This window comes from Halorussus gelatinilyticus, from assembly GCF_023238445.1.
Lineage (GTDB): Archaea > Halobacteriota > Halobacteria > Halobacteriales > Haladaptataceae > Halorussus > Halorussus gelatinilyticus.
Window position 1 is genome coordinate 2510270 of record NZ_CP096658.1, and the last position, 22982, is coordinate 2533251.

At 68.7% G+C, this 22982-nt stretch carries 19 protein-coding genes; 11 read left to right on the forward strand and 8 right to left on the reverse strand.

Annotated features, from left to right (window positions below):
• Positions 1 to 61: 61 nt before the first annotated feature.
• Both folP and M0R88_RS12960 read left to right on the forward strand, forming a co-directional pair.
• Positions 62 to 2581 (forward strand): dihydropteroate synthase, encoded by a 2520-nt coding sequence (gene folP / locus M0R88_RS12955; RefSeq protein ID WP_248653921.1) that lies wholly within the window; start codon positions 62 to 64, stop codon positions 2579 to 2581.
• 329 nt (positions 2582 to 2910) lie between these two features.
• Positions 2911 to 4533, forward strand: coding sequence for an ATP-binding protein (locus M0R88_RS12960; protein WP_248653922.1), 1623 nt, complete (start codon positions 2911 to 2913; stop codon positions 4531 to 4533).
• Positions 4534 to 4663: 130 nt separating this feature from the next.
• On the opposite strand, the gene M0R88_RS12965 is transcribed toward M0R88_RS12960, so the two are convergent.
• From M0R88_RS12965 to M0R88_RS12975, 3 genes are all read right to left on the reverse strand, one after another.
• A complete protein-coding gene (locus tag M0R88_RS12965; RefSeq protein ID WP_248653923.1) occupies positions 4664 to 5797 on the reverse strand; it encodes a glycosyltransferase family 4 protein in 1134 nt (377 codons plus the stop codon).
• A 251-nt stretch (positions 5798 to 6048) separates the two neighbouring features.
• The gene (locus M0R88_RS12970; RefSeq protein ID WP_248653924.1) at positions 6049 to 6612 is read right to left on the reverse strand and encodes a DUF7344 domain-containing protein; all 564 of its coding nucleotides are present in this window, start codon (positions 6610 to 6612) and stop codon (positions 6049 to 6051) included.
• A gap of 421 nt (positions 6613 to 7033) precedes the next feature.
• Positions 7034 to 9184 carry an integrin alpha gene (locus tag M0R88_RS12975; protein WP_248653925.1) on the reverse strand — a complete coding sequence of 717 codons (2151 nt, stop codon included), beginning with the start codon at positions 9182 to 9184 and terminating at the stop codon, positions 7034 to 7036.
• 154 nt (positions 9185 to 9338) lie between these two features.
• Here M0R88_RS12975 and M0R88_RS12980 point away from each other — a divergent pair, with 154 nt between their 5' ends.
• Positions 9339 to 11237: a S9 family peptidase gene (locus M0R88_RS12980; RefSeq protein WP_248653926.1), complete on the forward strand. Its 1899-nt coding sequence runs from the start codon at positions 9339 to 9341 to the stop codon at positions 11235 to 11237.
• 95 nt (positions 11238 to 11332) lie between these two features.
• On the opposite strand, the gene M0R88_RS12985 is transcribed toward M0R88_RS12980, so the two are convergent.
• The gene (locus tag M0R88_RS12985) at positions 11333 to 11923 is read right to left on the reverse strand and encodes a DUF7344 domain-containing protein (protein ID WP_248653927.1); all 591 of its coding nucleotides are present in this window, start codon (positions 11921 to 11923) and stop codon (positions 11333 to 11335) included.
• Positions 11924 to 12243: 320 nt separating this feature from the next.
• Here M0R88_RS12985 and M0R88_RS12990 point away from each other — a divergent pair, with 320 nt between their 5' ends.
• The 3 genes from M0R88_RS12990 (at position 12244) to M0R88_RS13000 (ending at position 15053) form a co-directional block, all read left to right on the forward strand.
• Positions 12244 to 13377 (forward strand): hypothetical protein, encoded by a 1134-nt coding sequence (locus M0R88_RS12990; protein ID WP_248653928.1) that lies wholly within the window; start codon positions 12244 to 12246, stop codon positions 13375 to 13377.
• Positions 13378 to 13461: 84 nt separating this feature from the next.
• A complete protein-coding gene (locus M0R88_RS12995) occupies positions 13462 to 14406 on the forward strand; it encodes a hypothetical protein (protein WP_248653929.1) in 945 nt (314 codons plus the stop codon).
• Positions 14407 to 14408: 2 nt separating this feature from the next.
• Positions 14409 to 15053, forward strand: coding sequence for a hypothetical protein (locus M0R88_RS13000; protein ID WP_248653930.1), 645 nt, complete (start codon positions 14409 to 14411; stop codon positions 15051 to 15053).
• Here the strand turns inward: M0R88_RS13000 and M0R88_RS13005 are convergent.
• On the reverse strand, positions 14978 to 15343 hold the full coding sequence (locus tag M0R88_RS13005; RefSeq protein ID WP_248653931.1) for a DUF5658 family protein: 366 nt from the start codon (positions 15341 to 15343) through the stop codon (positions 14978 to 14980). The genes M0R88_RS13000 and M0R88_RS13005 overlap by 76 nt on opposite strands.
• 281 nt (positions 15344 to 15624) lie before the next feature.
• Here M0R88_RS13005 and M0R88_RS13010 point away from each other — a divergent pair, with 281 nt between their 5' ends.
• The 4 genes from M0R88_RS13010 to M0R88_RS13025 all read left to right on the forward strand — a co-directional run bounded on the left by M0R88_RS13010 (position 15625) and on the right by M0R88_RS13025 (position 18608).
• Positions 15625 to 16626 carry an ABC transporter ATP-binding protein gene (locus M0R88_RS13010; RefSeq protein WP_248653932.1) on the forward strand — a complete coding sequence of 334 codons (1002 nt, stop codon included), beginning with the start codon at positions 15625 to 15627 and terminating at the stop codon, positions 16624 to 16626.
• The gene (locus tag M0R88_RS13015) at positions 16623 to 17456 is read left to right on the forward strand and encodes an ABC transporter permease subunit (protein WP_248653933.1); all 834 of its coding nucleotides are present in this window, start codon (positions 16623 to 16625) and stop codon (positions 17454 to 17456) included. Before M0R88_RS13010 ends, M0R88_RS13015 begins: the two co-directional genes overlap by 4 nt.
• A 37-nt stretch (positions 17457 to 17493) precedes the next feature.
• Positions 17494 to 18054 carry an NUDIX hydrolase gene (locus M0R88_RS13020; RefSeq protein ID WP_248653934.1) on the forward strand — a complete coding sequence of 187 codons (561 nt, stop codon included), beginning with the start codon at positions 17494 to 17496 and terminating at the stop codon, positions 18052 to 18054.
• Positions 18055 to 18143: 89 nt separating this feature from the next.
• On the forward strand, positions 18144 to 18608 hold the full coding sequence (locus M0R88_RS13025; protein WP_368409347.1) for a DoxX family protein: 465 nt from the start codon (positions 18144 to 18146) through the stop codon (positions 18606 to 18608).
• A 42-nt stretch (positions 18609 to 18650) separates the two neighbouring features.
• Here the strand turns inward: M0R88_RS13025 and M0R88_RS13030 are convergent, their stop codons facing one another.
• From M0R88_RS13030 to M0R88_RS13040, 3 genes are all read right to left on the reverse strand, one after another.
• Complete coding sequence (locus M0R88_RS13030; RefSeq protein WP_248653935.1) at positions 18651 to 19700, reverse strand: NAD(P)-dependent glycerol-1-phosphate dehydrogenase; 1050 nt, start codon at positions 19698 to 19700, stop codon at positions 18651 to 18653.
• A gap of 307 nt (positions 19701 to 20007) precedes the next feature.
• On the reverse strand, positions 20008 to 20679 hold the full coding sequence (locus M0R88_RS13035) for a hypothetical protein (RefSeq protein ID WP_248653936.1): 672 nt from the start codon (positions 20677 to 20679) through the stop codon (positions 20008 to 20010).
• Between the two features lie 246 nt (positions 20680 to 20925).
• The gene (locus tag M0R88_RS13040) at positions 20926 to 21966 is read right to left on the reverse strand and encodes an NAD-dependent epimerase/dehydratase family protein (RefSeq protein ID WP_248653937.1); all 1041 of its coding nucleotides are present in this window, start codon (positions 21964 to 21966) and stop codon (positions 20926 to 20928) included.
• A gap of 187 nt (positions 21967 to 22153) precedes the next feature.
• Here M0R88_RS13040 and M0R88_RS13045 point away from each other — a divergent pair, with 187 nt between their 5' ends.
• Entirely contained in the window at positions 22154 to 22918 is a 765-nt protein-coding gene (locus tag M0R88_RS13045; RefSeq protein ID WP_248653938.1) for a GNAT family N-acetyltransferase, read from the forward strand.
• Positions 22919 to 22982 lie beyond the last annotated feature (64 nt).

A 22982-nucleotide genomic window follows, 5' to 3' on the forward strand; every position in this document is an offset into this window, starting at 1 on the left:
GTCGAACCGGCTCGTTTCCGACTCCGATACTCCTAAGCGCGCCGCGCTAATCTTCGCAGATATGGACTATCACGAGGCGGCGAACTTCCTGTTCGACCTGCGTCGGTTCCGCCCGAAACCGGGCACGGAATCGACCGCCGAACTGCTCGCCCACCTCGGCGACCCCCACGAGGAGGTCGATTTCGTGCAGGTGGCCGGGTCGAACGGGAAGGGTTCGACCGCCAGGATGACCGAGCGGGCGCTCCGCGAGGCGGACCTCGACGTGGGGCTCTACACCTCCCCGCACTTCGACGACGTGCGCGAGCGCGTCCGGGTGAACGGCCGCAAGGTTCCGAAGGCCGCGCTCGCCGAGTACGTCGAGTCGGTCGAGGAGTACGTTGAGGACCGGGCCGCCGACGGCGAGGCCCCGACGTTCTTCGAGGTGATGACCGGACTGGCGCTCTGGCACTTCGGCCGCGAGGACGTGGACGTCGCGGTGCTGGAGGTCGGCATCGGCGGGAAGTACGACGCGACCAGCGTCGTCGAACCGATAGCCAGCGCGGTCACGAGCGTCACCTTGGAGCACACCGGCATCATCGGCGAGACCATCGCGGAAATCGCCCACGACAAGGCTCACGTCGCGCCCGACGACGCGCCGCTCGTGACCGCGACCACCGGCGAGGCCTTCGACAGCGTTCGAGACTACGCCGGGGATGTGGTTCGGGTCGGTGAGGCCGACGCTTCGACGGGGCAACGAGGCGAAGACGACGACACCGCCGAATCGCCCGACGTGCGGGTCGAGTACGGCGGCCGGACCAACCACACCGAGGCCGCGGTCTCGCTCTCCGGCCCGGACTGGGAGGTCGAGACCCAAATTCCCCTGCTCGGCGAGTATCAGGCGCGAAACGCGGGCGTGGCGGCGGCGTTGGCCCGGCAGGTCGCGGCGCGCCGCGACCTGCCCGAGACCGCGCTGGACGGGGAGGCGCTCGCCCGCGGACTCCGGAAGGCCGACTGGCCCGGCCGGTTCGAGGTGATGGGCCGGGACCCGGTGGTCGTCCTCGACGGCGCGCACAACCCCGGCGCGTGCGAGGCGCTGGCCGCGACCGTGAGCGAGTTCGACGGCGAGTACGACGACCTCCACCTCGTCTTCGGCGCGATGCACGACAAGGACCTCCGGGGGATGGCCGAGGCCCTGCCGACGCCCGACCGCGTGGTCGCCTGCCGACCGAATCTCGACCGCGCGGAGGACGAGGCGGTCGTCGCCCGCGCCTTCGAGGAGGCGGGTGCCGGCGAGGTCCTGACTCGGAACGCCGTCGAGGGCGCGGTCGAGAACGCGCTGACGGCGGCCGGGGAGGACGACCTCGTGCTGGTCGCGGGGTCGCTGTTCGCGGTCGCGGAGGCCCGGACGCGCTGGACTCGCGCCGAGATTCCCAAGCGCATCCGGAATCTGGACGACGCCCGCGAGGCGCTGGAGGGCGCGGACGTGACCGACCCCGGCGTCTGGCGGATGCGCGGCAAGGCGGTCCACCGCGTGCTGAAGACTCGCGTGCAGGTCCGACAGGCGCGCTACCTCAAAGAGGAGATGCTGAGCCTCGGCGGTGAGTGCGCCGTCTCGGGCACCAACGAGCAGGACGACCAGAACGTGGACGTGGTGCTGATGGGCACCCTCGCGCAGTTCAAGCGCCTCGCCGGGAAGTTGGACGGCCAGCCCTACGGCCTCTCGGTGTTCGCCGACGAGTTGCGCGACGCGCTCGGCATCCGGACCGACCCCGACCGGCGGGGCTACCCGTGGGAGGACGGCACCGCCGTCATGGGCATCCTGAACGTCACGCCCGACTCGTTCCACGACGGCGGGCGCTACGAGGCGGTCGAGGACGCCATCTCGCGCGCCGAGGAGATGGTCGCGGCCGGCGCGGACGTCATCGACGTGGGCGGCGAGAGCACCCGTCCCGGCGCGGACGAGATTCCGGTCGAGGAGGAAACCGACCGCGTGGTCCCCGTAATCGAGCGCATCGCCGACTCGGACGCCCTCGTCTCCATCGACACGCGGAAGGCCGCGGTCGCCGAGGCCGCGCTCGACGCCGGAGCCGACGTCCTCAACGACGTGTCGGGCCTCGAAGACCCCGAGATGCGCTTCGTCGCGGCCGACCACGACGCGCCCATCGTCGTGATGCACAGCATCGACGCGCCCGTGGTCCCCGACCGCGACGTTCACTACGACGACGTGGTGGAGGACGTGATAGACGAACTGGAAGAGAAGGTCCTCCTCGCCGAGAAGGCGGGTCTCGACCGCGAGCAGATAATCGTGGACCCCGGACTCGGCTTCGGCAAGGAGAGCGCCGAGAGCTTCGAGTTGCTCGCCCGGACCGACGAGTTTCACGCGCTGGAGTGTCCGGTCCTCGTCGGCCACTCCCACAAGTCGATGTTCGAGTTAATCGACGCGGGCGAGGACAGGACCGCGGCCACGGTGGCGGGCACGACGCTCGCGGCAGAGCGCGGGGCCGACATCGTCCGAGTCCACGACGTCGAAGCGAACGTGGCGGCGGTCCGGGCGGTCGAGGCGGCCGACCATCCCGAGCGGTTCGAGGACGGCAGTAGCTAGTCGCTCGGTCTCGTTCCCCGGAGCCGTCCGCGAAACCGCCGCTCGACGTGTACCGTTCCCGCGGTCGTTCCGTCGAACCGATTCGTGTCACCGTCAGATATAGAACGCCGAGGGAGTACGTACTGTAGTAGTGAGAAGAGATGCCCGGTCCGCCTGAGCGCTCACCGTCGGACATCGTTCTCGAGTTCTTCGACGAACAGGGGCGCGAACCGTCTACCGCGTCCGAAATCGCCGCCGAAACCGGGTATTCGCCACGAAAGATTCGATCCGAAGCGAACGGACTCGTCGAACGAGAACTTCTGCAAGCGAAGGAGATAAACGGGGAACGGGTGTGGTGGTCACCCCAGTACGACCGCGAAGCCGATGCGGAGCTGACGAGCGCCGACGACCAGACCCAGCCCTCGCGCCAGTGGCTGCTGAAGAACCACCGTCAGCTCGCCCAGCTCGTCACTCGAATCCAGATTACCGACGACCTGGACGACCTCCTGCGCCTCATCACCGAAGAGGCGCGGGAACTGGTGGGAGCCCACCAGTCGGTCACGAGCCGAACGATCAACCTGGACTGGGAGCAGGCGATAAACGCGGTGTCCCTCTCGGAAAAGTACGCCGACTACCGCGACTACGACACCGAACCCGACGGGAGCGGCATCTACTCGGTGGTGTGCGAACGCAACGAGCCGATGCGACTGACGCAGTCAGAGCTGGAGTCCCACCCGGCCTGGAACGACTTCGGCGACGAGGGAGACGAACACCCGCCGATGCGGGGATGGCTGGCGGTCCCGATAGTCGGGTCGGAGGGCCAGAACATGGGGCTCATTCAGGTCTCGGACAAGTATCGGGGGGAGTTCACGCAGGCGGACGAGGCGATTCTCGTCCAGCTCGCCAACGTCGCCTCCGCGGCCATCGAGAACGCCCGGCTCTACGACGAGTTGCGCGAGTCCGAGGAACGCTACCGCACCCTGTTCGACTCGATGACCGAAGGCTACTGCGTCTTCGAGAAGGTCGAAACCGCTCCGGGCGAGCCGGGAAACTTCCGCTACGTGGAGGCCAACCCGGCCTTCAACGAACACACCGGTCTCGACGACGTGGTCGGGGAGACGATTCGCGATCGGGCTCCGAGCGAGCCGAGCGAGTGGCTCGACATCCTCGAAGACGTCGCGCGGACCGGGGAGGAAGTCACCTTCCAGCGCGAGTTCGGAGCGAACAGCCGGGTCTTGCAGTGTCAGGCGTTTCCCATCGCGGGACCGTCGAGCGGCCAAATCGGCATGACCGTTCGGAACATCACCGAACGGGTCGAACACGAACGGAAACTCCAGGCGTCGAACCAGCGCCTCGAGAGCTTCGCCAGCATGCTCGCCCACGAACTCCGCAACCCCGTCACCATCGGCCAGATATACGGCCAGCAGCTCCCCGAGGAGTCGGACTCCGAGGCGGTCAGATACGTGACGGAGGCGTTCGACCGCATCGAGGACATGATCGACGTCATGTTGGTGTTGACGCAGGGCCGGAACGCGATCGGCGAGACCGAACCGTTCTCGCTCGCGGCGGTCGCGCGGGAAGCGTGGGACGAAGCGGACGCGCCCGATGCGACGCTGCAGGTGGACCTCGATGCCCGAGTGGAGACGGACGAGACGTACCTCCGCCACCTGTTCCAGAACCTGTTCGAGAACGCCGTCGAACACGGCGGGAGCGACGTCGCGGTCCGCGTCGGTGAGGCGGAAGACGGGTTCTTCGTGGCGGACGACGGAATCGGAATCCCGGCGAGCGACCGGGAGGACGTGTTCAAGGCGGGTGTGACGACCACGGCCGACGAGGGCGGTACCGGATTAGGGTTGGCGTTCGTCCGAGAACTGGCGACGGTGTACGACTGGTCGTATCGCGTGACCGAGAGCGCGGGCGGCGGGGCTCGGTTCGAATTCAGTAACGTCGATTTCCTCGGCCCGAGTTCCTGAGTAGCGGCCGCCGCGTCCGTCCGACGGGAGTCGGTACGCGAGCAATCGCCGCTCCTGACGGCTCGTGGCCTTCCTCGTTACTGTCGGACAATCGAGTAGCGACTTGCGGTCGCTGCTGGTCCGTTTACGGTCAGAGTAGGACGACCAGCAACACCAGAACCGCGACCACCAACACCGCCCCGCCGGCAACCGCGGCCGGTTCGACCCAACTCATCCGTTCCTCGGCTTCGTCGTAGGCCGCGAGGTACCTGTCCAGCACCTTCGCCTCGTCGTACTCCGCGAAGTTCTCGTTGAGTTCCATCGGTTCCATCTCGCTCGCCGAGATCAGCGCGTCGGTCAGCTCCTGCTCGCTGGTGGTCCGGAACGCGCGGTCCTCCTGCTCGACCAGTTCGTGGGCGCTCGACTCGACGTGGTATTCCACGACGCCGGCGCAGCCGCAGGCCAGCGCCCGGAGCAGGTCGGTCGGGAACGCCTCCCGGCGGGCGGTCTGGGCGTAGACGTGCGCGCCCTTGAACGCCGACAGCCGGTTTTCGAGGGGTTGGTCGCCCGCGAACGACACCCGGTCCTCGATGCGCAGGTCACGGACCTGTCGCTCGTAGACGTCGCGTTCGGGACCGTCGCCGATGACTACCGCCGACCAGTTGTGGTCACGGAGTTCCGCCAAGGCGAGCAGGAGACTTTCGAGGTTGGCGTCGGCGTCGAGCCGCCGGGAGTAGACGATGTCGGCGACCTCGCGGGGTTCGGCCGCGCGGATGGCGTCCGTATCGATGCCGTTGGGCACGACCCGGACCGCCTCGCCGTCCGCGCCCAGTTCCCGGACGCGGGTTCGGACGGTCTCGGACGGGACGAGAACGAGTTCGGGCACCGTCGCGGCGAGTCGCCACCGCGGGTCGTCGGCGTCGCCCGCTTGCGGCGACTCGTACCAGTCGACGACGAGCGGCGCGCGCAGGAAGACGCTGGCGGCTTTCGCGGCGAGGACGTGCGTCGGGTCGTCGGCGGTGGCCTGAATCACGTCCGGGTCGGCGGCCCGGAGCGCGGCCGGGAGCGCGAGGGCGAATCGGCCGTCGCCGCGCTCGTCGGTGACCGCCCGGTAGGTCACGTCGTTCTGCTCGAAGGTCTCGTGGTCGCCGTCCCACCACTGCGCACAGCAGACGACGACGTCGTGGCCCCGGCCGGCGAGCGCCTCGGCGGTACGCTGGAGTCGTCGCGTTGCCCCCGTCTGGCGGTGTTGGGCGACCGTCTCCGAGACGAGCGCGACGCGCATACGAAGCGCCACGAAGTCACCCACTAAAAACCCAACTCTTTGCGTTCGCCCGGCGTTCTCGGTGGGGGTCGCGCGAGGAATCGACCCGGAGTCGGCGGTGGCTCGCTTCGACTCGGCGGTGACTCGCTTCGACTCGGCGTCCACCGCTCGACGAGGACCGATGACTCTAGACGGTCACCCGAGACCGACCTGCGACTCCGAAAACGACGACCGCCAAAACCACACGAGTCCTGTCCGCCCGCGGGGTCCGATCAGTCGTTCAGTTCGAGGATGAAGTCGGGCGCGGCGTTGTCGGCCCGGCGTCGCCACTGCCGCAGGTCGTGGGTGTGAAACAGCGCCGTCACGCCGAAGACCGCGACGACCAACAGCGCGTACTGCACGCCGGAGAGGAGCGTGAAGGGGTAGAGACCGACCCAGACCGACGCCAGCAGGACGAGGCTCACCGTGGCGAGCGTGAGGTAGAGTCGGTGCCACGGAACCGACGTCTGAGGGTCGCTGGCCAGTTGTAGCTCCAGTCGCTCGGTCCGCTCGGTCGCTCGGACCAGACTCCGTTCGGGGTCGTAGCGAAGCACCGCGGCCGACTCCAACTTCGGGAGGTGGGTCTGGTGGAGCGCGCTGTACACGGATTTCCGCTGACTCGGCGACACCTCCGCGACCGTGGTGTCGTTCTCCCACGCCGCGACCTGCTCGGCGAGTTCGCCGAGGTCTACCGGTCCGCCGTATCGCTGGAGATAGTAGAGGACGTACCGACGCCGGAGGTTCTTCACGGCGTCGAACACTTCCTCCCGAGATGGACGTGTGGTTTCGGTAGCCATGTGTACCGTAGAAAACGGACGACAGAACCCCGGATAAACGGATTTGACTGTTTACTACTCGGCGAGTATCGTTCAACGCTTCAACCGAAAGTTGCAGGCTGGCCGGGGGAAGAAACTCCGCGTTCCGGCGAACGACCGCCGGACGAAACTCACGGCCGAAACCGTTTTCTCTGAGTTCTGGCGAGCGACCCGCTCGGCGACCGCCACGAATCGGCCGACGCTCCGGGCACGGTCGCCGTTCGGCGAGCGGTGGGTCACGTCGCGCCTGGAACCGCCCGTTACCGGCACTTCCATTGCGGGTTTCGAGTTCGCGCCGAGGATAGTCGCCGTGTACTCGTCGGTCAATCCCCGCGAGAGCTATCGGTTCGGCGTTGAGAGCCGCCGACCGCCGACGACCGCCGACGCCCCGTCAGCCGTCCGACTAGTTCTCGCGTTCCGTAGTCGTCCCGCGCTCTCCGCCCTTGTCTGGCCTGCCGCGTCGGTCGCCGTCACGCCCCACGCTGTCGCCCGGTTCGAGGTTCCCGTCGTCGGACTCGGTGGTGGTCGTCTCCGTCGTGGTTTCCGTCGTCGTGGTCTCGGTCGTCGTCGTTTCGGTCGCAGTCGTCGTTTCCGTGGTCGTCTCGGTCGTTTCCGTAGTCGTCTCGGTAGCTTCGGTTGTCGTCGGCGTCTCCGCGGTCGTGGTCTCTGTCGTCGTTTCCGTGGTCGTCTCCGTCTGCGTCTCCGCAGTCGTGGTGTTCGCCGCGGACGTCGTGGTCTCGGTGGCCGTCGCGGTCGGGATTTCGGTCGTCGCGGTCGTCCGCTCCGTCGTGCCGTCGGTGGTTTCCTCGCTCTCATCGGTGGTCCCCGCCGTCGCTTCGCCGGTCGCGTTCGCGCAGTCGCGCCGGACGAGGAGCGCCGTGCCGGAGTCGTTTCCGGTCGCGTCGGTCCCCGGTGCGCCCACCAGCAGGTCGCCGCCGTCGCCGTCTACGTCGCCGCCGGCCACCGCCGCGCCGAATCGGTCGCCGGGCGCGTCGCCGACGAGCGTCGCCGCCGCGTCAGCGAGGTCGGTCCGGCCGTCGAGGTCCGCGCCGGAGACGAGATACGCCGCGCCCGCGGACTCCCCGCCGTCCGGGCCGGCGAGAGAACCGGGTGCGCCCACCAGCACGTCGGTCGCGTCGCCGCACCGGACCGCTGCGAGCGCCGCACCCGCGCGGTCGCCCGATTCCGCGCCGACGAGCGTGGCGACCGCCGAGTCGAGCGTGCGAGCCGTCCGATTCGTCGCGTCGCCCGAGACGACGTAGACCGCACCCGAGGCGTTTCCGCCGGCGTCGTCGCCCGGCGCGCCCACGAGGAGGTCGGCCGCGCCGTCGCCGGTCGGGTCGCCAGCGAACGCGACCGCCGCACCTGCGCGGTCGTTCTCGGCGACGCCGACGAACGCCGCGCCCGCCTCGGCGAGATCGATTCGTCCGGCGTCGAGGGCGTCGGGCACGAGGTAGGCCGCGCCGGCGTCCTCGCGTTCGTCTCCGTCACCGTCGCTCTCGTTGCCGTCGCTCTCGGTCCCGTTCTCGCCGGCGGCGTCGTGTCCCGGCGCGCCCACGAGGAGGTCGGCCGCGCCGTCGACGTTCGCGTGGCCCGCGAACGCGACCGCCGTCCCCGCTCGGTCGCCCGGTTGCGCGCCGACGAGCTCCGTCCCGGCGGTGGCGAGCGAAATCGCGTCCGGGGAGTCGCCGGCGAAGCGGTCGCGTCCGAGGGCGTAGACCGCGCCCGCGTTCTCCCCGGCGGAGTCGTTGCCCGGTGCGCCGACGACGACCGCGGCGCGGTCGTCGATTCCGTTCGCCACTGCGACCGACCACCCTGCGCGGTCGTTCTCGCCCGCGCCGACGAGCGTCGCGTTCGCCGCGGCCAGCGAGACGGTGCCGGACGGCGAATCCGCCCCGGCGGACGAGTCGCCCCCGGCGGACGAGACGGCGCGGGAGAGCGAGTCGCCGCCGTAGACGACGTGGACCGCGCCCGCGGCGTCGTCGTCGGAGTCGTTCCCGCCGGGCCCGTTTCCGTTCGCGTCGTAGCCCGGCGCGCCGATTAGCAGGTCGGCCGCACCGTCGCCGTTCACGTCGCCGCCGGCCACGGCGAAACCGGCACGGTCGCCGGGTCGCGCGCCGACGAGGGTGACGTCGGCCGTGGCGAGACCTACTTCCTCGCGGTCTACCGGTCCGTAGAAGAGGTACGCCGCGCCGGAGTCGTTGGCGTCGCTTCCTGCGTCGGCGGCGTCGGTGTCGCTGTCGTTTCCGGCGGCGTCGGCCCGCGGCGCGCCGACCAGCAGGTCGCCGACGCCGTCGCCGTTCACGTCGCCGACCGCGGCGACTGCGGCCCCGGCGCGGTCACTGGCGTTCGCGCCAGTCAGCGTGACGTTCTGGGAAGCATTGAGACCGGTCGTGGTCTGGGAGGCGTCGAGACCGGTCGTGGGGTCGAGACCGTCCGGGGCAGTCGGAGAGGATTCGAGACCCGTCGCGGCGGGGACCGGGAGGGTCGCGGTGACGACGAGTGCGGCGAAAACCGGTACGACCAACGGGAGCAGTCGGGGAGCGTCCGTCATTTCTCTCGTCGGCGTTCTCTCTGGCTCCGTTTTGTTATCCGGCCGATGAACCGAAGAAACCGCCCGTTTCCGGGGGCAGTAACCGGGGGAGTCCGCCGGGGGACCGCCTTCCGGAGACCAAAACGATTTGCCCGTCGGCTTGCAAGCAGTTCGCATGCCGACGTACGATTTCGAGCGCTATCTCAACGTCAGAAGCGCGAAGTACCCCACGTTCGGTCCCGACGGCGAACTCGCGTTTCTGATGGACACGACGGGCGTCCCGCAGGTCTGGCGACTCGACGAACCCGGCGAGTGGCCCCGGCAACTCACCTTCGAGGAGGAGGCCATCGGCTTCGCGGACTGGTCGCCCGAGCGCGACGAACTCGTCTTCGGGATGGACCAGGGGGGCGACGAGCGCACTCAACTGTTCCGCCTCGACGCCGACGGCGAGACCGTCACGCCCCTGACCGACACGCCCGAGGCCATCCACTACTGGGGCGGGTGGAACTCCGACGGTTCGCGGTTCGCGTTCGCGTCGAACCGACGCGACGAGTCGGTCTTCGACGTGTACGTGCAGGGCCGCGACGAGCGGGGCGACGACGCCGAGATGGTCTACGAGGGCGACGGCTGGCTCTCGGTCTCGGGGTGGAGTCCGAGCGACGTCTCCGGGAGCGACGCGACCGGAGGCTCGTCGGACGCGTCCGACGGTGACCGCCTCGCGCTCACCGAGATGCACTCCAGTTTCGACTACGACGTGTACGTCCTCGACGTGGAGACCGGCGACCTGAACCACGTGACGCCCCACGAGGGCGACGTTCGCTTCCAGTCGGTCTACTGGGGTCCCGACGGCGACGCGCTCTACCTCATCACCGACGAGGGGACCGACACGACGTACCTCGCCCGCCTCGACCTCGACACCGAGGAGATAGAGACGGTGGCGACCGGCGACGACCGGGCCGGTGCCGACGAGTCCCGCGACCCGCCGTCCGAGGACGGCAACTGGAACGTCGAGAGCCTCACGCTCGACGAGGACACCGGCCGGTTCGTCTTCGGGACGAACGTGGACGGCTACACCGAACTCACGGCGGCCGAACTGACCGGCGAGACCGACTTCGAGACGTTCCCCGCGCCCGACCTCCCGAAGGCCGTCACCAGCGGCGGGACCTTCGACGACGACGCCGAGCGCTTCGCGGTCACCGTCACCGGAAGCACCGAGAACACCAACGTCTACGTCGTGGACGCGGCGTCGGGCGAGGCCGAGCGCTGGACCGACGCCGCCACCGCGGGCCTGCCGAAGGAGTCGTTCGTGGAACCCCGACTGGTCCACTACGAGACGTTCGACGGCCGAGAGATTCCGGCGTTCTTCTCGGTGCCCGAGGACGCGACGCCGGGCGAGACGCCGGTCATCGTGGACATCCACGGCGGTCCCGAGAGCCAGCGCCGCCCGAGTTTCCACTCGGTCAAGCAGTACTTCCTGAACCGGGGGTACGCCTACCTCGAACCGAACGTCCGCGGTTCGACGGGGTACGGCACGGCCTACACCCATCTGGACGACGTGCGAAACCGGATGGACTCGGTGAAAGACGTCGCGGCGGCGGTCGAGTGGCTCCGCGACCAGCCCGAAATCGACCCAGAGAAGGTCGTCGCCTTCGGCGGGTCGTACGGCGGATTCATGGTGCTGGCGGCGCTGACCGAGTACCCGGACCTCTGGGCAGCCGGCGTGGACGTGGTGGGCATCGCCAACTTCGTCACGTTCCTCGAGAACACGGGCGACTGGCGGCGCGAACACCGCGAGGCGGAGTACGGGTCGCTGGAGGAGGACCGCGAGTTCCTCGAATCCATCAGTCCGACGACCAACGCCGAGAACATCCGAGCGCCCCTGCTGGTCCTCCACGGCGCGAACGACCCCCGCGTCCCGGTCGGCGAGGCCGAGCAGATAGTCGAGACCGTCGCCGAGCAGGGCGTCCCGGTCGAGAAGCTGATATTCGAAGACGAGGGGCACGGCTTCTCGAAGCTGGAGAATCGCATCGAGGCGTACACCACGGTCGCCGACTTCTTGGACGAACACGTCTGAGAACTCCTCGGACGAACGCGTCCGAAACAAACACGTCCGAAACGCGGCCGACGCGGGCGGACACCGCCCGCGTCGGCCGCGTTGGCTGTCTTTCCTCACGCGCTCGGCGGGCGCTCGTCCGCGCCGAGGCGCATCTTCCGGTCGTGGTAGACGTGCGCCGCGGCCGAGGCGACGAGGACGAGCGCGAACGCGCCGGCGAGCGCGACCCCCGGCACCGCGCCGAACGGATCGACGCCGACCAGCGAGGCCAGCGTCATCGACCCGAAGAACGCGCCGAGCAGGAAGTAGTACTGGCTCCACGAGATTTCGTCGCCGGGGACGATTTCGAGGTAGACCCGGAGGTCGGCCAAGCCGTCGGCCGCGACGACGGTGCCCCGCGAGGCGTCGAACGCCACGAGACCCGCGTCGTCCATCTTCGGGAGATGGGCCTGCTGGAGCGCGTTGTAGACCCGGCGGCGCTCCTGCGATGTCACCTCGTCGGGTCGCTTGTCGTTCTCCCACGCCGCGACCGCGCGGGCGAGGTCTCGGAGTTCGGCGTCGCGGTCATTGTCCAGCAGGTAGTGGACGACGTACCGGCGGCGGCTGTTGCTGAGCATCTCGAAGACGACTTCCTGCGAGAACGCCGCCCCGTCGGTCGGTTCGTTCGCCTCGTCGCGGTCTTCTCGGTGGAGCGTTTCGGCGGCCATTGGATAGGTTCCCCCTGTCGGTCCGCGCGGGTCGGTCAACGTCGTGTTATTCATAACTTTCAGTTACTATTTATCTTCCGACGAGTTACGACTCGGTGCTCGCTGAAATCATCACCTTCCCGAGAGGAAGCCGCGCCGTGGTGCGATTCTGGGGTCGTTTAACGGCCGGTAGGAGGCGCTTAACGAACCTTCTGGGGGTATATGCACTCCCTTCTCGTTCTCTTTGTGAGACGTGTCGGGGTGTATGAATAATGCGGAATCTCTCCATCGAGTGAAACGAGTCCTCCCGAGGAGAGGGCGCGGAGGACACGGACCTAACCATGAAATCGAACATCGAACTCGACCGGCGGAAGGTACTGGGTACAGTTGGCGGCCTCGCGCTCGCGGGGAGCGGACTCGCGGCGTTCACGGGGAGCGCGGCCGCACAAGTGAGTACGAGCTTCAAGGCGAACAACGCGGGCACGGTGACGACCGCGGACGGGAGCATCCAGAAGGTGTTGGTGGACACCTCCGGTACGTTCTCGTGGAGCGGTCTCGACTCGGCGGCCAAGACCGGGATGGTGACGCTCGAAGCCAAGAAGAAAGGCTCGCACCCGAACAACTACACCAAGGTCACGAGCAAGTCCTACTCCATCAACGGTCTCGACGGCGAGCGGTCGTTCACGCTCGACCAAGTGGACCTCACCGAGACCTTCGGCGACGACCACTTCGAGTCCGACGACGACGGCAAGAAGAAGACGACCGGCATCGACCTGCGCGTCTCGGTCACTATCACGACGACCGGCGGGAACGCCCACGACGCGAAGGCGGCGGACACGATGTACGTCGGCGCGGACAACAAAGCAGCCGACGCCAATATCCAAGGTGAGTCCGACGCCAGCGCGTCGAGCTACGACCAGCTCTACTCCTTCGACGAGGGCGGGCACCCGAACCTTGACCCCGAGACCTACCTCGCCAGCGACGTGGTCGGGGCACCCCTGACGGTCGAGGTCAGCTACGACGACCCGGTCGTCTACACGTTCCAGCTCCCGGCGGCGTTCACGAGCGGGTCGCAGGACAACCTCCCGGTACTGCTCGACGCGAACGACAACGGCACGGCGAACTATCAGGCCATCTACCACGCCTCGAACGGCGTGAGCTACCAGAAGAACGACGGGAGCGGTTGGAGCGAGGTTAGTTCCGTCTCGGGACTCGACATCTCCATCGACTCGGCGATGGAGACCGTGACGGTCTCCATCAGTCGGAGCCTCATCAACTCGACGTACCGCCTCGGTTTCCGCCTCGCGTACGCCGGCGGCGGCGCGAGCGGGTACGACACGCTCGCGGACTCCTACCCCGACGGGACGAACTTTGCGGTGTGCAACGTCCCGCGCTCGGAGTTCCGCGACGAAACCGGCGGCTACTTCGGCCCGAACTGGACCTCCAGCGAACACTTCAAGACCGAGTCGCTGTAGCGGCGCGTCGGTAGCGCCGTCGTCCGACCCGGCACCCGACCCACGTCGGCCTCGCGGGGGTTCGACTCCCCCGGTGGGTCCTCCATGAATCTCGACCGACGACGGCTGTTGGGCGTCATCGCGGGCGTCGCGTCGGGCGGCGCGGGCGCGTCGGCGTTCTCGTCTCGGAGCGGCGCGAGGGCCGGAGCCACCTTCGCGGCCGACGACCTGACGGTCCGGACCGACGACGGGGCGCTCGGTGCCGTCACGGTCGCGCCCGCGGGCACCGTCTCCTGGTCGGGCCTCGAAACCCCCGCCGGAGGGGTCGCGCTGACGCTGTACGCGAAGTACGCCGCCGACCTCCGGTTCCGGAAACTCGCCGGCCAGCGCCTCCCGGCCGCGGGTCTCCACGGCGAAGCTGACTACGCCTTCCAGAGCCGGGACCTGCTCGCCGTCGAGGGGTTCGACACGAGCGACTTCGACCCCGACGACGGCGAGCGCGCGACCCGGCGGGTCGCGCTCAGACTCGCGGTGACGGTGGTCGGTGCCGACGGCGAGACGACGCTGACGACGGGGTACGCCGACGCCCGATTCGACGTGACGGTCGTGAACCGCCCCGAGAGCGGCGGCGTCGATGGCCGGGCCAACACCGCCGCGACCGGCGACGAGACCTCCGAGAACGGGACGACGACCTCGGAGACCGCCGCCGAGAACGAGACCACGACGGCGACGACCACCGAGTCCAAACCGACCGACACGACGACCGAGACCGAGACGAAAACGACCGCAGAGAACACCGCGACGACCACTTCCCGGCCGACCGCGACGGAGACGACGACCGAGAATCCGACGGAGACGACGACAACGACCGCGACGACCTCCGAGAACGCTACGACCGCCTCCGGAAGGACGACCGGCTCGGACACGACGACCCGAACCACCGCGACGACTTCGGACCGGAATAATACAGAGGCGGTGGAGAACAATACAAACATATCTAAAAGCAATACAGATAGTTCTAAGGGCCGAGACGCGGCCGACGGGAAGTGACGATGGCGGCGAAACGAGGGCCGCTGGCCGCGCTGTCCGTCACGAAGCGCGGCGTCGTCGTCCTGCTGGTCGTCTCGGCGGGCGTCCTCGGGGCCGGATTCGGCGTCTTACCGGGACTGCTCGGCGGGAGCGACCCGGCGGACCTCGGTCGGGGCACCGACCGAGGAGACGCCGCGAGCGACCGCGACCGAAGCGGAACAGACCACGCGCACAGCGACCGCGACGAGGCAGGCCGGGTCGAGCGACGGCGGCGATGGCTCTCCCGTCGGGACGACGACCGGCGACGGAACGGCCGCGACGACCCGCGAAACGACCGCCGACTCCGCCGACGCGGACCGCGACGACGACAACGACCGCCGAGACCGGCGTTCGACCGGCCGGAGCGACCCCGAAGTCGGCGTGCGGGCCGAGGCGAACGCGACGGTCGCGTCGCTGTCGGGCGTTGCGTCGTTGTCGGACGGGACATCGCTGCCGGGCGTCGCGCCGCCGAACGGCGGCGCGACGCCCTCGTCTCGCGGTTTCCCGTCTGCGCTCGCGTCGAAGCAAATTGGCTCTCCCGGTCTCGACCGCGCTATCCGAGCAGGAGTCTGAGGTTGAACGCGGTCGTGAACCCGCCGAACGCCGCCAGAATCGCGGGCGGGCCGTAGACGACCACCGGGTCGTCGGTGTCGCCGATGGCCGCCAGTTGCAGGCCGAGACAGACCCCGAACACGCCGAGTTTCAGGCCGACCAGTCCCGCGAGTCCGAACTCCGCGACCGCGGCCCGGAGGAGGACGTTGGCCTCGCCGACCGAGGAGTCGAAGTAGAGGAGCGTCACCGTCGTCACCACGTCGCCGACGCCGTAGGTGGTCGTGGCGATTATCCAGAGCCAGTAGAACCGGTCGGCCCGTCCCTCGAAGGGCGTCCCGTCGAGGGTGGCCCACTGCCGGGAGGTCATCGTTCACTCGCGCGCACGCCGCCGCCAAATACGTATCGGTGATTCGATACGTCGGCCGAGCGGTCGGTCGCCATCGAACGCGAGTGCGACGCCGCCAGCGACGCCGAGCGCAGTTTCCGACCCTGCAACCGTGCGGGGGCCTTTAAGTTCGTCGTGGCCCTCGCTCTACTCGTGAGACCGACGAGAGATGCGCCGCGAGTCGCCGACGCCGTGGCGAACCGACTCCGGGGTGCGACCACCGCCCGAGAGTCCGGAACCGACGCGACGCCGACGGGAGCGCCATGACCGCGATTGAGACCCGCGGACTGACCAAGCGCTTCGGCGAGGACGTGGTCGCGGTCGATTCGCTCGACCTCACCGTCGAATCGGGCGAGATATTCGGCTTCCTCGGGCCGAACGGCGCGGGCAAGTCCACGACCATCAACGTGTTGCTGGACTTCATCCGGCCGACCGAGGGGTCCGCCGAGGTACTGGGCTACGACGCCCAGCGCGAGACCCAAGCCATCCGCAGGCGGGTCGGCGTCCTGCCCGAGGGCGCGACGCTCTACGACCGCCTCACCGGGCGCGAACACGTCGAGTGGGTCGCCCGGACCAAGGGCGCGGACGCCGACCCCGACGCGATTCTCGACCGCGTGGGTCTCGGGCGCGACGACCGCCAGCGACGCACCGGCGGCTACTCGAAGGGGATGAGCCAGCGCCTCGCGCTCGGAATGGCACTGGTCGGCGACCCCGACCTCCTGATTCTGGACGAACCCTCGTCGGGCCTCGACCCGAACGGGATTCAGGAGATGCGCGACCTCCTCCGCGAGGAGGCCGAGCGAGGCACGACCGTCTTCTTCTCCAGCCACATCCTGCCGCAGGTCGAGGCGGTCTGCGACCGCGTGGGCATCATGAGCGACGGTCGGCTCGTCGCCGAGGACACCATCGCGGGCCTCCGGGAAGCGACCGGCGGGAGTAGCGAGATTACCGCCACCGTGGACGCGCTCCCCGAGGGCTTCGACCCGGCGACGCTCGCGGACCTCGCCGGCGTCGAGCGCGCCAGCGCCGACGGGAACGACGTCACCGCGGTCTGCTCGGACCCCGGCGCGAAGATGGAGGTCCTCAAGCGCATCGACGAGGTGGCGACGGTCCGAGACGTGCACTCCGAGGAAGCCTCGCTCGAAGACCTGTTCAACCGCTACACTGCCGCCGACCCCGGCGACGGGACCGGTCGGACGGAGAGCGAAGCGAGCGGAACCGACGGCGAACCCGAAGTCGAAGACGCCTCGGGGGTGACGGCGTGAGCCTCCGCGCCGTCGTCGGCAAGGACTTCAAGGACGTTCGCCGCGCGAAACTGCTCTGGTTCGTCGGCGGCATCTACACTCTGTTCGCCGCGCTGTTCTTCTACACCGGCAGTACGGGACAGGAACCCTCGGTGCTGCGACAGCTCTGGAACATGTCGGGGCTGGCCATCCTGTTCATCCCGCTGGTCGCGCTCGTGGCGGCCTACCTCGCGGTCGCTGGCGAGCGCGAGTCCGGGAGCATCAAGTTCCTGCTGTCGATTCCGAACCGCCGCCGGGACGTGGTGTTCGGCAAGTTCCTCTCGCGGGCCGCGCTGGTCTGCGGGGCCATCGTCGTCGCGTTCGCGGTCGGGGCGGTCCTGACCGCGGCGCTCTACCCCGCCGTGAAACTCGCCACCTTCGCCAGCGTCGTCGGTCTCGTCGTCTACTTCGCGCTGGCGTACGTCGCCGTCGCCATCGGCATCTCGGCGCTGACCGCCTCCCGCTCGCGGGCGATGGCCGCGTCGGTCGGCTACTTCTTCGTGTTCAACGTCCTCTGGATTCAGGGGTCGGCGTTCTCGGTCGTCGGCGCGCTCCGGTTCGTCTTCGAGGACACGCTCGGGGTCGCGCTCTCGCAGAACGCCGAGCAGTTCGTCCAGTCGCTGAGTCCCGCGGCGGCGTACCTCCAGTCGCTCCGACTGGCGTTCCCCGAGGGCTACCGGGACATCCCGCCCGCGGACCCCTCGACGCCGTTCTACCTGACGCCAGAGTTCTCGCTCGTAATTCTGGCCGCGTGGGTTCTGCTCCCCCTGCTGGTGGGCTACCTGCGCTTCGAGCGGACCGACCTCGGATAGCGAAATCGTCTTCTTCCCTCCGGTTCGACTGCGTGGCATGACCGTCGCAGAGCGCTCGCGCCGCCGGGTCGCCGAGGCCGTCGCCCGCCTCGAACGCGACTACGCCGCGTTCGAGGTCGTCGAGAAGACGTGGCACCATCCGCCCGAGGCGTACGAGTCGGTCCGCGACCGCTTCGAGGCCGGAACCATCGGCGGTGCGGGCGTCTGGACAACCGACGAAGAGGGCGGCGTCCTGCTCGTGCGCCACGAGGGCGGGACGGCGTGGAGCGACCCCGGCGGAAAACAGGAACCGGGCGAGAGCCTCGAAGCCGCCGCCCGCCGCGAGACCCGCGAGGAGTCGGGCGTCGAGGTCGAACTGACCGGACTCCGGCAGGTCCACCGCGTCGAGATTCGGGACGACGGCGGCGATGCGGGCGACGGCGAGGAAGGAAACCGGCCGCCCGTCTACCGACTCATCGCCATCTTCGACGGCGAGCCAGTCTCGGGGGAGACTCGACCGCGGGAGGGCGAAATCGCGGAGGTTCGCTGGTGGCGCGAGCGCCCCGACGACCTGCTGTACGAGGAGTTGGCCGAGTTTCCGATTCCGGCCGGGGAGTGACGGGTCGGCCGCCGCCGCCGACCGAAGCGATACCGGCGAGTCCGCGCGCGGCGAACAGACGTAAGTCGCTCGATTGGCTACCTATCTCTGTGTCACTACTCGGAAGCGATTCGACAGACAGCGTCGCGGAAACCGCACAGGAAGCCAAGCGAGCGGCGACGGGCGAATCCCCGCCCAAGACCCACTCCACGTCGTTCAAACTCGCCCGCGTCCTGTTCGGCGGCGTGCTGGCGTTCACGGCGATAGACAACCTCCGGAACCTGGACGAGATGGTCGGCTACGCCGAGAGCAAGGGCGCGCCCGAACCCGAGCGGACCGTTCCGTTCATCAGCGGAAGCCTGCTGTTCGGCGGCATCGGCATCGCAGCGTGGAAGTTCCCGCGTCTCGCGGCCGGAGCGGTGGCGGCCTTCCTCGTGTCCGTCACGCCCGCCATGCACGACTTCTGGGCCATCGACGACGACCAGCAGAGAGAGCAGGAACTGATACACTTCCTGAAGAACGTCGCCCTGCTCGGCGGCGCGATCGCCTTCCTCCGAATCGGTCAGGACGACTGAACGGCGGAGCGCGACGGCGAGCGGTACGGGCGAGACTCTTTTTCAGATGACGCCGGTCGTCTCGACGGCCTCGTAGGCGGCCGCCTCGCTCATCCCGTTGCCCAGAATCGTGTAGCGGTCCCGAATCTCGTGGGCCGAGGTCAGCGCCGTGACGACCGTCTCTTCCTCGATGCCCAACTCCGCGGCCGTGGTGGGCGCGCCGATGGTCGCCAGCGCGTCGCGTACGCCCCGCCAGTTGCCGCCGTGGAGGTACTCGGCGACGATGGTGCCGATACCCACCTGATGGCCGTGGAGCGCGGCGTCGGGGACCATCCGGTCCAACTGGTGGGAGAAGAGGTGTTCAGCGCCCGAGGCGGGGCGCGAGGAGTCCGCGATGGACATCGCCACGCCCGAGGAGACCAGCGCCTTGACGACGGCCCACGCCGACTCTTCGAGGCCCTGCTTTATCGAGTCGGCCTCCTCGACCAGCATCTCGGCGGTCATCTCCGCGAGCGCGGCGGCGTAGTGGTGGTACTCGACGTTCTGGAGCCGGTTGGCCAGCCGCCAGTCCTTGGTCGCGGTGTAGTTGCTGATGATGTCCGCACAGCCGGCGGTCGTCAGTTCCCACGGCGCGTCGGCCAGAATCTCGGTGTCGGCGATGACGGCGAGCGGCGGCTCCGCGGCGACGCTGTGACGCGTGTCGCCCTCCGGGACCGACCCCCGGCCCGAGACGATGCCGTCGTGGCTCGCGGCGGTCGGAACCGAGACGAACCCGCGCCCGAGGTCGTGGCTGGCCATCTTGGCGATGTCGATGGCCTTCCCCCCGCCGACGCCGACGAGGTAGCCGGCGTCTATCTCCTCGGCCGCGCCGATGACCCGCTGGACCGACTCGAAGCTGGCCTCCCCGATTTCGACCACCGCGGGGTCCTCGCCCGCCTCCTCGAAGTCGGCGGCCACCTGCTCTGCGGCCACCTGCCGGGGCGTGGGGCTGGTGACGACCAGCGGCCGCCCGTGGAGGTGGAGTTCCGAGACCGCCTCGACGGTCCGGTCGAGGACGCCGTGGCCGACTACCACGTTGCGCGGCAGGCGAATCCACGTCGATTTGTCGAACATACCCGCTACTCTCTCGCGGGCGGGGAAAACAGTTTACCTCTCTGTCCGGTTGCGGGGGTTTCGAGTCGGTGGGAAGAATCGGACTGAGACAGCAGGCAGCACGGCACCGCGACCGGACAGCACTCTATCGCCGACTCCGAGGAGTCACCGCGACAGCACAGCACCGCAGACCGCACAGCGACCGCGCCCCGAACCTCCCCGCGTACGTCTGCGCTCGCGCGGAACCGCGCGAGCGCAGACGCGGCGCATCCTGTGGTCTGGTCAATCGAGCGCGTCCATCCACAGGTGAAAATCCAACTGTCACCGACTACTTCCGCGGTGTCGTCCGCGAGGAGCGCCACGTCGGGGTCGAGGATTGGGGCGGTCGCCTGAGCGCGTGGCGGACCGCGAGCAGGTGGCGGGCGAACGTCGCGGCCGCGAGGAGGGTCGCGCCGACGACCGCGGTCGCCGAGAACCCGGCCATGGGGACCGAGACGAACCACTCGGGGACCGCGACCTGCCCGGTGACGACCAACAGCCAGGCCGTCGCGCCCGCGGCCTGCAAGACCGCCAGCCCGATAGTCGCGCGCTGGACCAGCGAGGCGAGCGCGTTCCGGCCTCGAATCACGTTGTCCGCGACCGTGTGGCGGGCCACGAGCGCGGCGGCGAAGGCGAGTCCGGCGGTCACGACGCCGACCAGTCCGTCGGCGACCGCGACCCACCCGAACCACCCCGCCCAGAGCGCGGTCTCCGCGAGCGCGAGGCCCGCCACCGTCCGGGCGGGAATCGCCCGGCCCCACCCGTTGACCGTGACGTGGGCGAGCAACGCCTCCACCAGCATGCCGGCCGCGAGACCGACGACCCCCACCAGCGTCGAGAGCGACACCGGGTCGGCGTCGTTCACCAGTCCGAGCCAGACCGACAGCGCCGTGACCTCGACGACCGTCAGGCAGACCACTCCGACGGCTCTGACGGTCGTCCGAATCGCCCCGCGTATCATTGTTCGGAGCGGGCGAGAGGCGGTCGGCGACAGCGATGCAGTGACATGGCTTGACAATGGTCGGGAAGGGTGTTTGTTATCAGCCGCCTGAAACGGGTAGCGTGGTCCTGCGAACGGTCGAAAGTGGGGGTTAACGACGCGAGTGGGGGTTTCGGACGCTGCGACGCGGGCTGCGTGGCTCGAAACTATCACCGACGGCAGAAGAAACGACGGAGCGTCGGCGCGCCACCGGACGAGTCGGTCGGCCTACAGCGTGTCCAGCACGCCCAGCACGCGCTCCTCGGCCTCGCGGCCGGGGTCGTACTCGCTCCCGTCGCGGTCGCTGTCGAGGTGTTCCTCGACGGTCGTCGCCATCGCCTCCGAGAGCGGCGTCGAGTCCCACCCCAAGTCCGCCAGTTTGTCGGTGTCCAGCACGTGCGGGTAGTCCCGGTAGAGGACGAAGTCGTCGGACGCGAGGTCGGCGGCCGCGAGTTCGCGCTCGCCCGCGTGGACGATTTCGAGGTCGGTGTCTCGCGGGCCTTGCCCGCTCGACGTGTCCGCGGAACGGGGTTCCGCGCTATCGAGCGCGTCGGCGATTAGCTTCAGCATCTCGTCTATCGTCACGACGCGCCGGTCCCCGACGTTGTACGACTCGCCGGGCGTCCCCTCCTCGGCGACGACCCGGAGCGCGCTCGCCACGTCCTCGACGTACGCGCGGTGCCAGACGTTGTCGCCGTCGCCGGGCACGACCACGCGGTCGTAGTTCGCCACGCGGTCTATCCAGTAGTCCAGTCGCTCGGTGTAGTCGTGCGGGCCGTAGACGATACAGGGCCGGACGCTGTAGGCGTTCACGCCGCGGTCGGCGGCGGCGCGAATCGCGCGGTCGCCCTCGGCCTTCCGGTTGCCGTAGGTCTCGCCCGAGTCGTCGGTCGCCTGCTCCATCGTGCAGGGCCGGAGTTCGGTCTCGCCCTCGCGCTTGGGAATCTCCTCGTTGCCGTAGGCGTCGCCCGACGAGATGTAGACGTAGGCGTCGGCGTCCGAGAAAATCTCGGTCGCGGCCCGGACCTCCCGCGGTTGGTACGCCACGCAGTCGAAGACGGCGTCGGGTTCGACCTCCCGCTTCGCCTGTTCGAGCGCGGTCTCGTTGCTCCGGTCGCCCTCGTAGTGAGCGACGCCCTCGGTCTCTTCGAAGGGGTTGTCGTGGTTCCCCCGGTTGAAGATGGTCACGTCGTAGTCGTGGTCGCGCAGTTCAGAGACGAGGTGGCGGCCGATGAACCGCGTGCCGCCGATAACGAGTGCGGTGTCCATGCCCGCGCTTGGACGGCCGGTCCCAAAGACCTACTGGAGTCGGAAATCTGGCGTTCTCCCGTTTACGCGCCAGTTACCGGACGCGCGTGTCGAAATTCGGAGTTAGTCGTGTCATTCGTCCCCTTTTCGTCCGATTTGGTCGAATCGGGTAGAACGTTTATCAGTGAGAACGTCGAATACATGGGGCATGGGACAGAGAGAGGCCGACTCCGACGGTATCGAAATCCGCGAAGCCGAATCGAGCGACGCCGAGGGGATTCGAAGCGTCGCGCTGGAGTCGATGCGGGCGTCCTACGCCGACGTCCTCGACGAGGAGGTCATCGAGACCGCGGTCGAGAACTGGTACGCCGACGAGGCGATGGACGCCGAGTTGGAGGAGGAGGGGATGCTCTATCTCGTCGCCGTCGCGGGCGACGAGGTGGTCGGGTTCTCCCAGAACCTCCTGTCGGAGTCGGGCAGCACGGGAACCGTCCTCTGGTTGCACGTCGATCCGGACAACCGCGACGAGAACGTCGGGACGACCCTGCTGAACCAGACGCTGGCGACCTTCTCCGACCGCGGCGTCGAGCGCATCGCCGCGGAGGTACTCGCCGAGAACGAGGCCGGATGCACCTTCTACGAGGCCAACGGCTTCGAGAAGGCCAGCGAGCGCGAACGGGAAATCGGCGGCGACACCTACGTCGAGAACCTCTACGTCCACGAGGGCCGAGCCAAGTACGAGACCCGAGAGTACGACGGCCAGACACTCTACGTGAACTGGGCCGAGAGCAACCGGGGGTCGAAGGCCCCGTTCTACGCGGCCTACAGCGACGAGGACGGTGAGGAGCTGTTCGGTTACTTCTGCTCGAACTGCGAGAGCTTCGACACCGCGATGGACTCGATGGAGCGGTTGGAGTGCAACGACTGCGGGAACACGAAGAAGCCGGTGCGCTGGGACGCGTCGTATCTGTAGGCCCGTCGCGGGCGACTCTCCTTCATGCAGCCGAACCGTGACTCCGCATTTCTCTACGAAATGA

Excerpts from the sequence above, each read along its gene's own strand:
- M0R88_RS13045 (WP_248653938.1), top strand. The coding sequence starts at position 22,154 with ATGGGACAGAGAGAGGCCGACTCCGACGGTATCGAAATCCGCGAAGCC.
- M0R88_RS13040 (WP_248653937.1), bottom strand. The coding sequence starts at position 21,966 with ATGGACACCGCACTCGTTATCGGCGGCACGCGGTTCATCGGCCGCCAC.
- M0R88_RS13005 (WP_248653931.1), bottom strand. The coding sequence starts at position 15,343 with ATGACCTCCCGGCAGTGGGCCACCCTCGACGGGACGCCCTTCGAGGGA.
- M0R88_RS13035 (WP_248653936.1), bottom strand. The coding sequence starts at position 20,679 with ATGATACGCGGGGCGATTCGGACGACCGTCAGAGCCGTCGGAGTGGTC.
- folP (WP_248653921.1), top strand. The coding sequence starts at position 62 with ATGGACTATCACGAGGCGGCGAACTTCCTGTTCGACCTGCGTCGGTTC.
- M0R88_RS12995 (WP_248653929.1), top strand. The coding sequence starts at position 13,462 with ATGAATCTCGACCGACGACGGCTGTTGGGCGTCATCGCGGGCGTCGCG.
- M0R88_RS12965 (WP_248653923.1), bottom strand. The coding sequence starts at position 5,797 with ATGCGCGTCGCGCTCGTCTCGGAGACGGTCGCCCAACACCGCCAGACG.
- M0R88_RS13000 (WP_248653930.1), top strand. The coding sequence starts at position 14,409 with ATGGCGGCGAAACGAGGGCCGCTGGCCGCGCTGTCCGTCACGAAGCGC.
- M0R88_RS12990 (WP_248653928.1), top strand. The coding sequence starts at position 12,244 with ATGAAATCGAACATCGAACTCGACCGGCGGAAGGTACTGGGTACAGTT.
- M0R88_RS13010 (WP_248653932.1), top strand. The coding sequence starts at position 15,625 with ATGACCGCGATTGAGACCCGCGGACTGACCAAGCGCTTCGGCGAGGAC.
- M0R88_RS12980 (WP_248653926.1), top strand. The coding sequence starts at position 9,339 with ATGCCGACGTACGATTTCGAGCGCTATCTCAACGTCAGAAGCGCGAAG.
- M0R88_RS12970 (WP_248653924.1), bottom strand. The coding sequence starts at position 6,612 with ATGGCTACCGAAACCACACGTCCATCTCGGGAGGAAGTGTTCGACGCC.
- M0R88_RS12985 (WP_248653927.1), bottom strand. The coding sequence starts at position 11,923 with ATGGCCGCCGAAACGCTCCACCGAGAAGACCGCGACGAGGCGAACGAA.
- M0R88_RS12975 (WP_248653925.1), bottom strand. The coding sequence starts at position 9,184 with ATGACGGACGCTCCCCGACTGCTCCCGTTGGTCGTACCGGTTTTCGCC.
- M0R88_RS13030 (WP_248653935.1), bottom strand. The coding sequence starts at position 19,700 with ATGTTCGACAAATCGACGTGGATTCGCCTGCCGCGCAACGTGGTAGTC.
- M0R88_RS13020 (WP_248653934.1), top strand. The coding sequence starts at position 17,494 with ATGACCGTCGCAGAGCGCTCGCGCCGCCGGGTCGCCGAGGCCGTCGCC.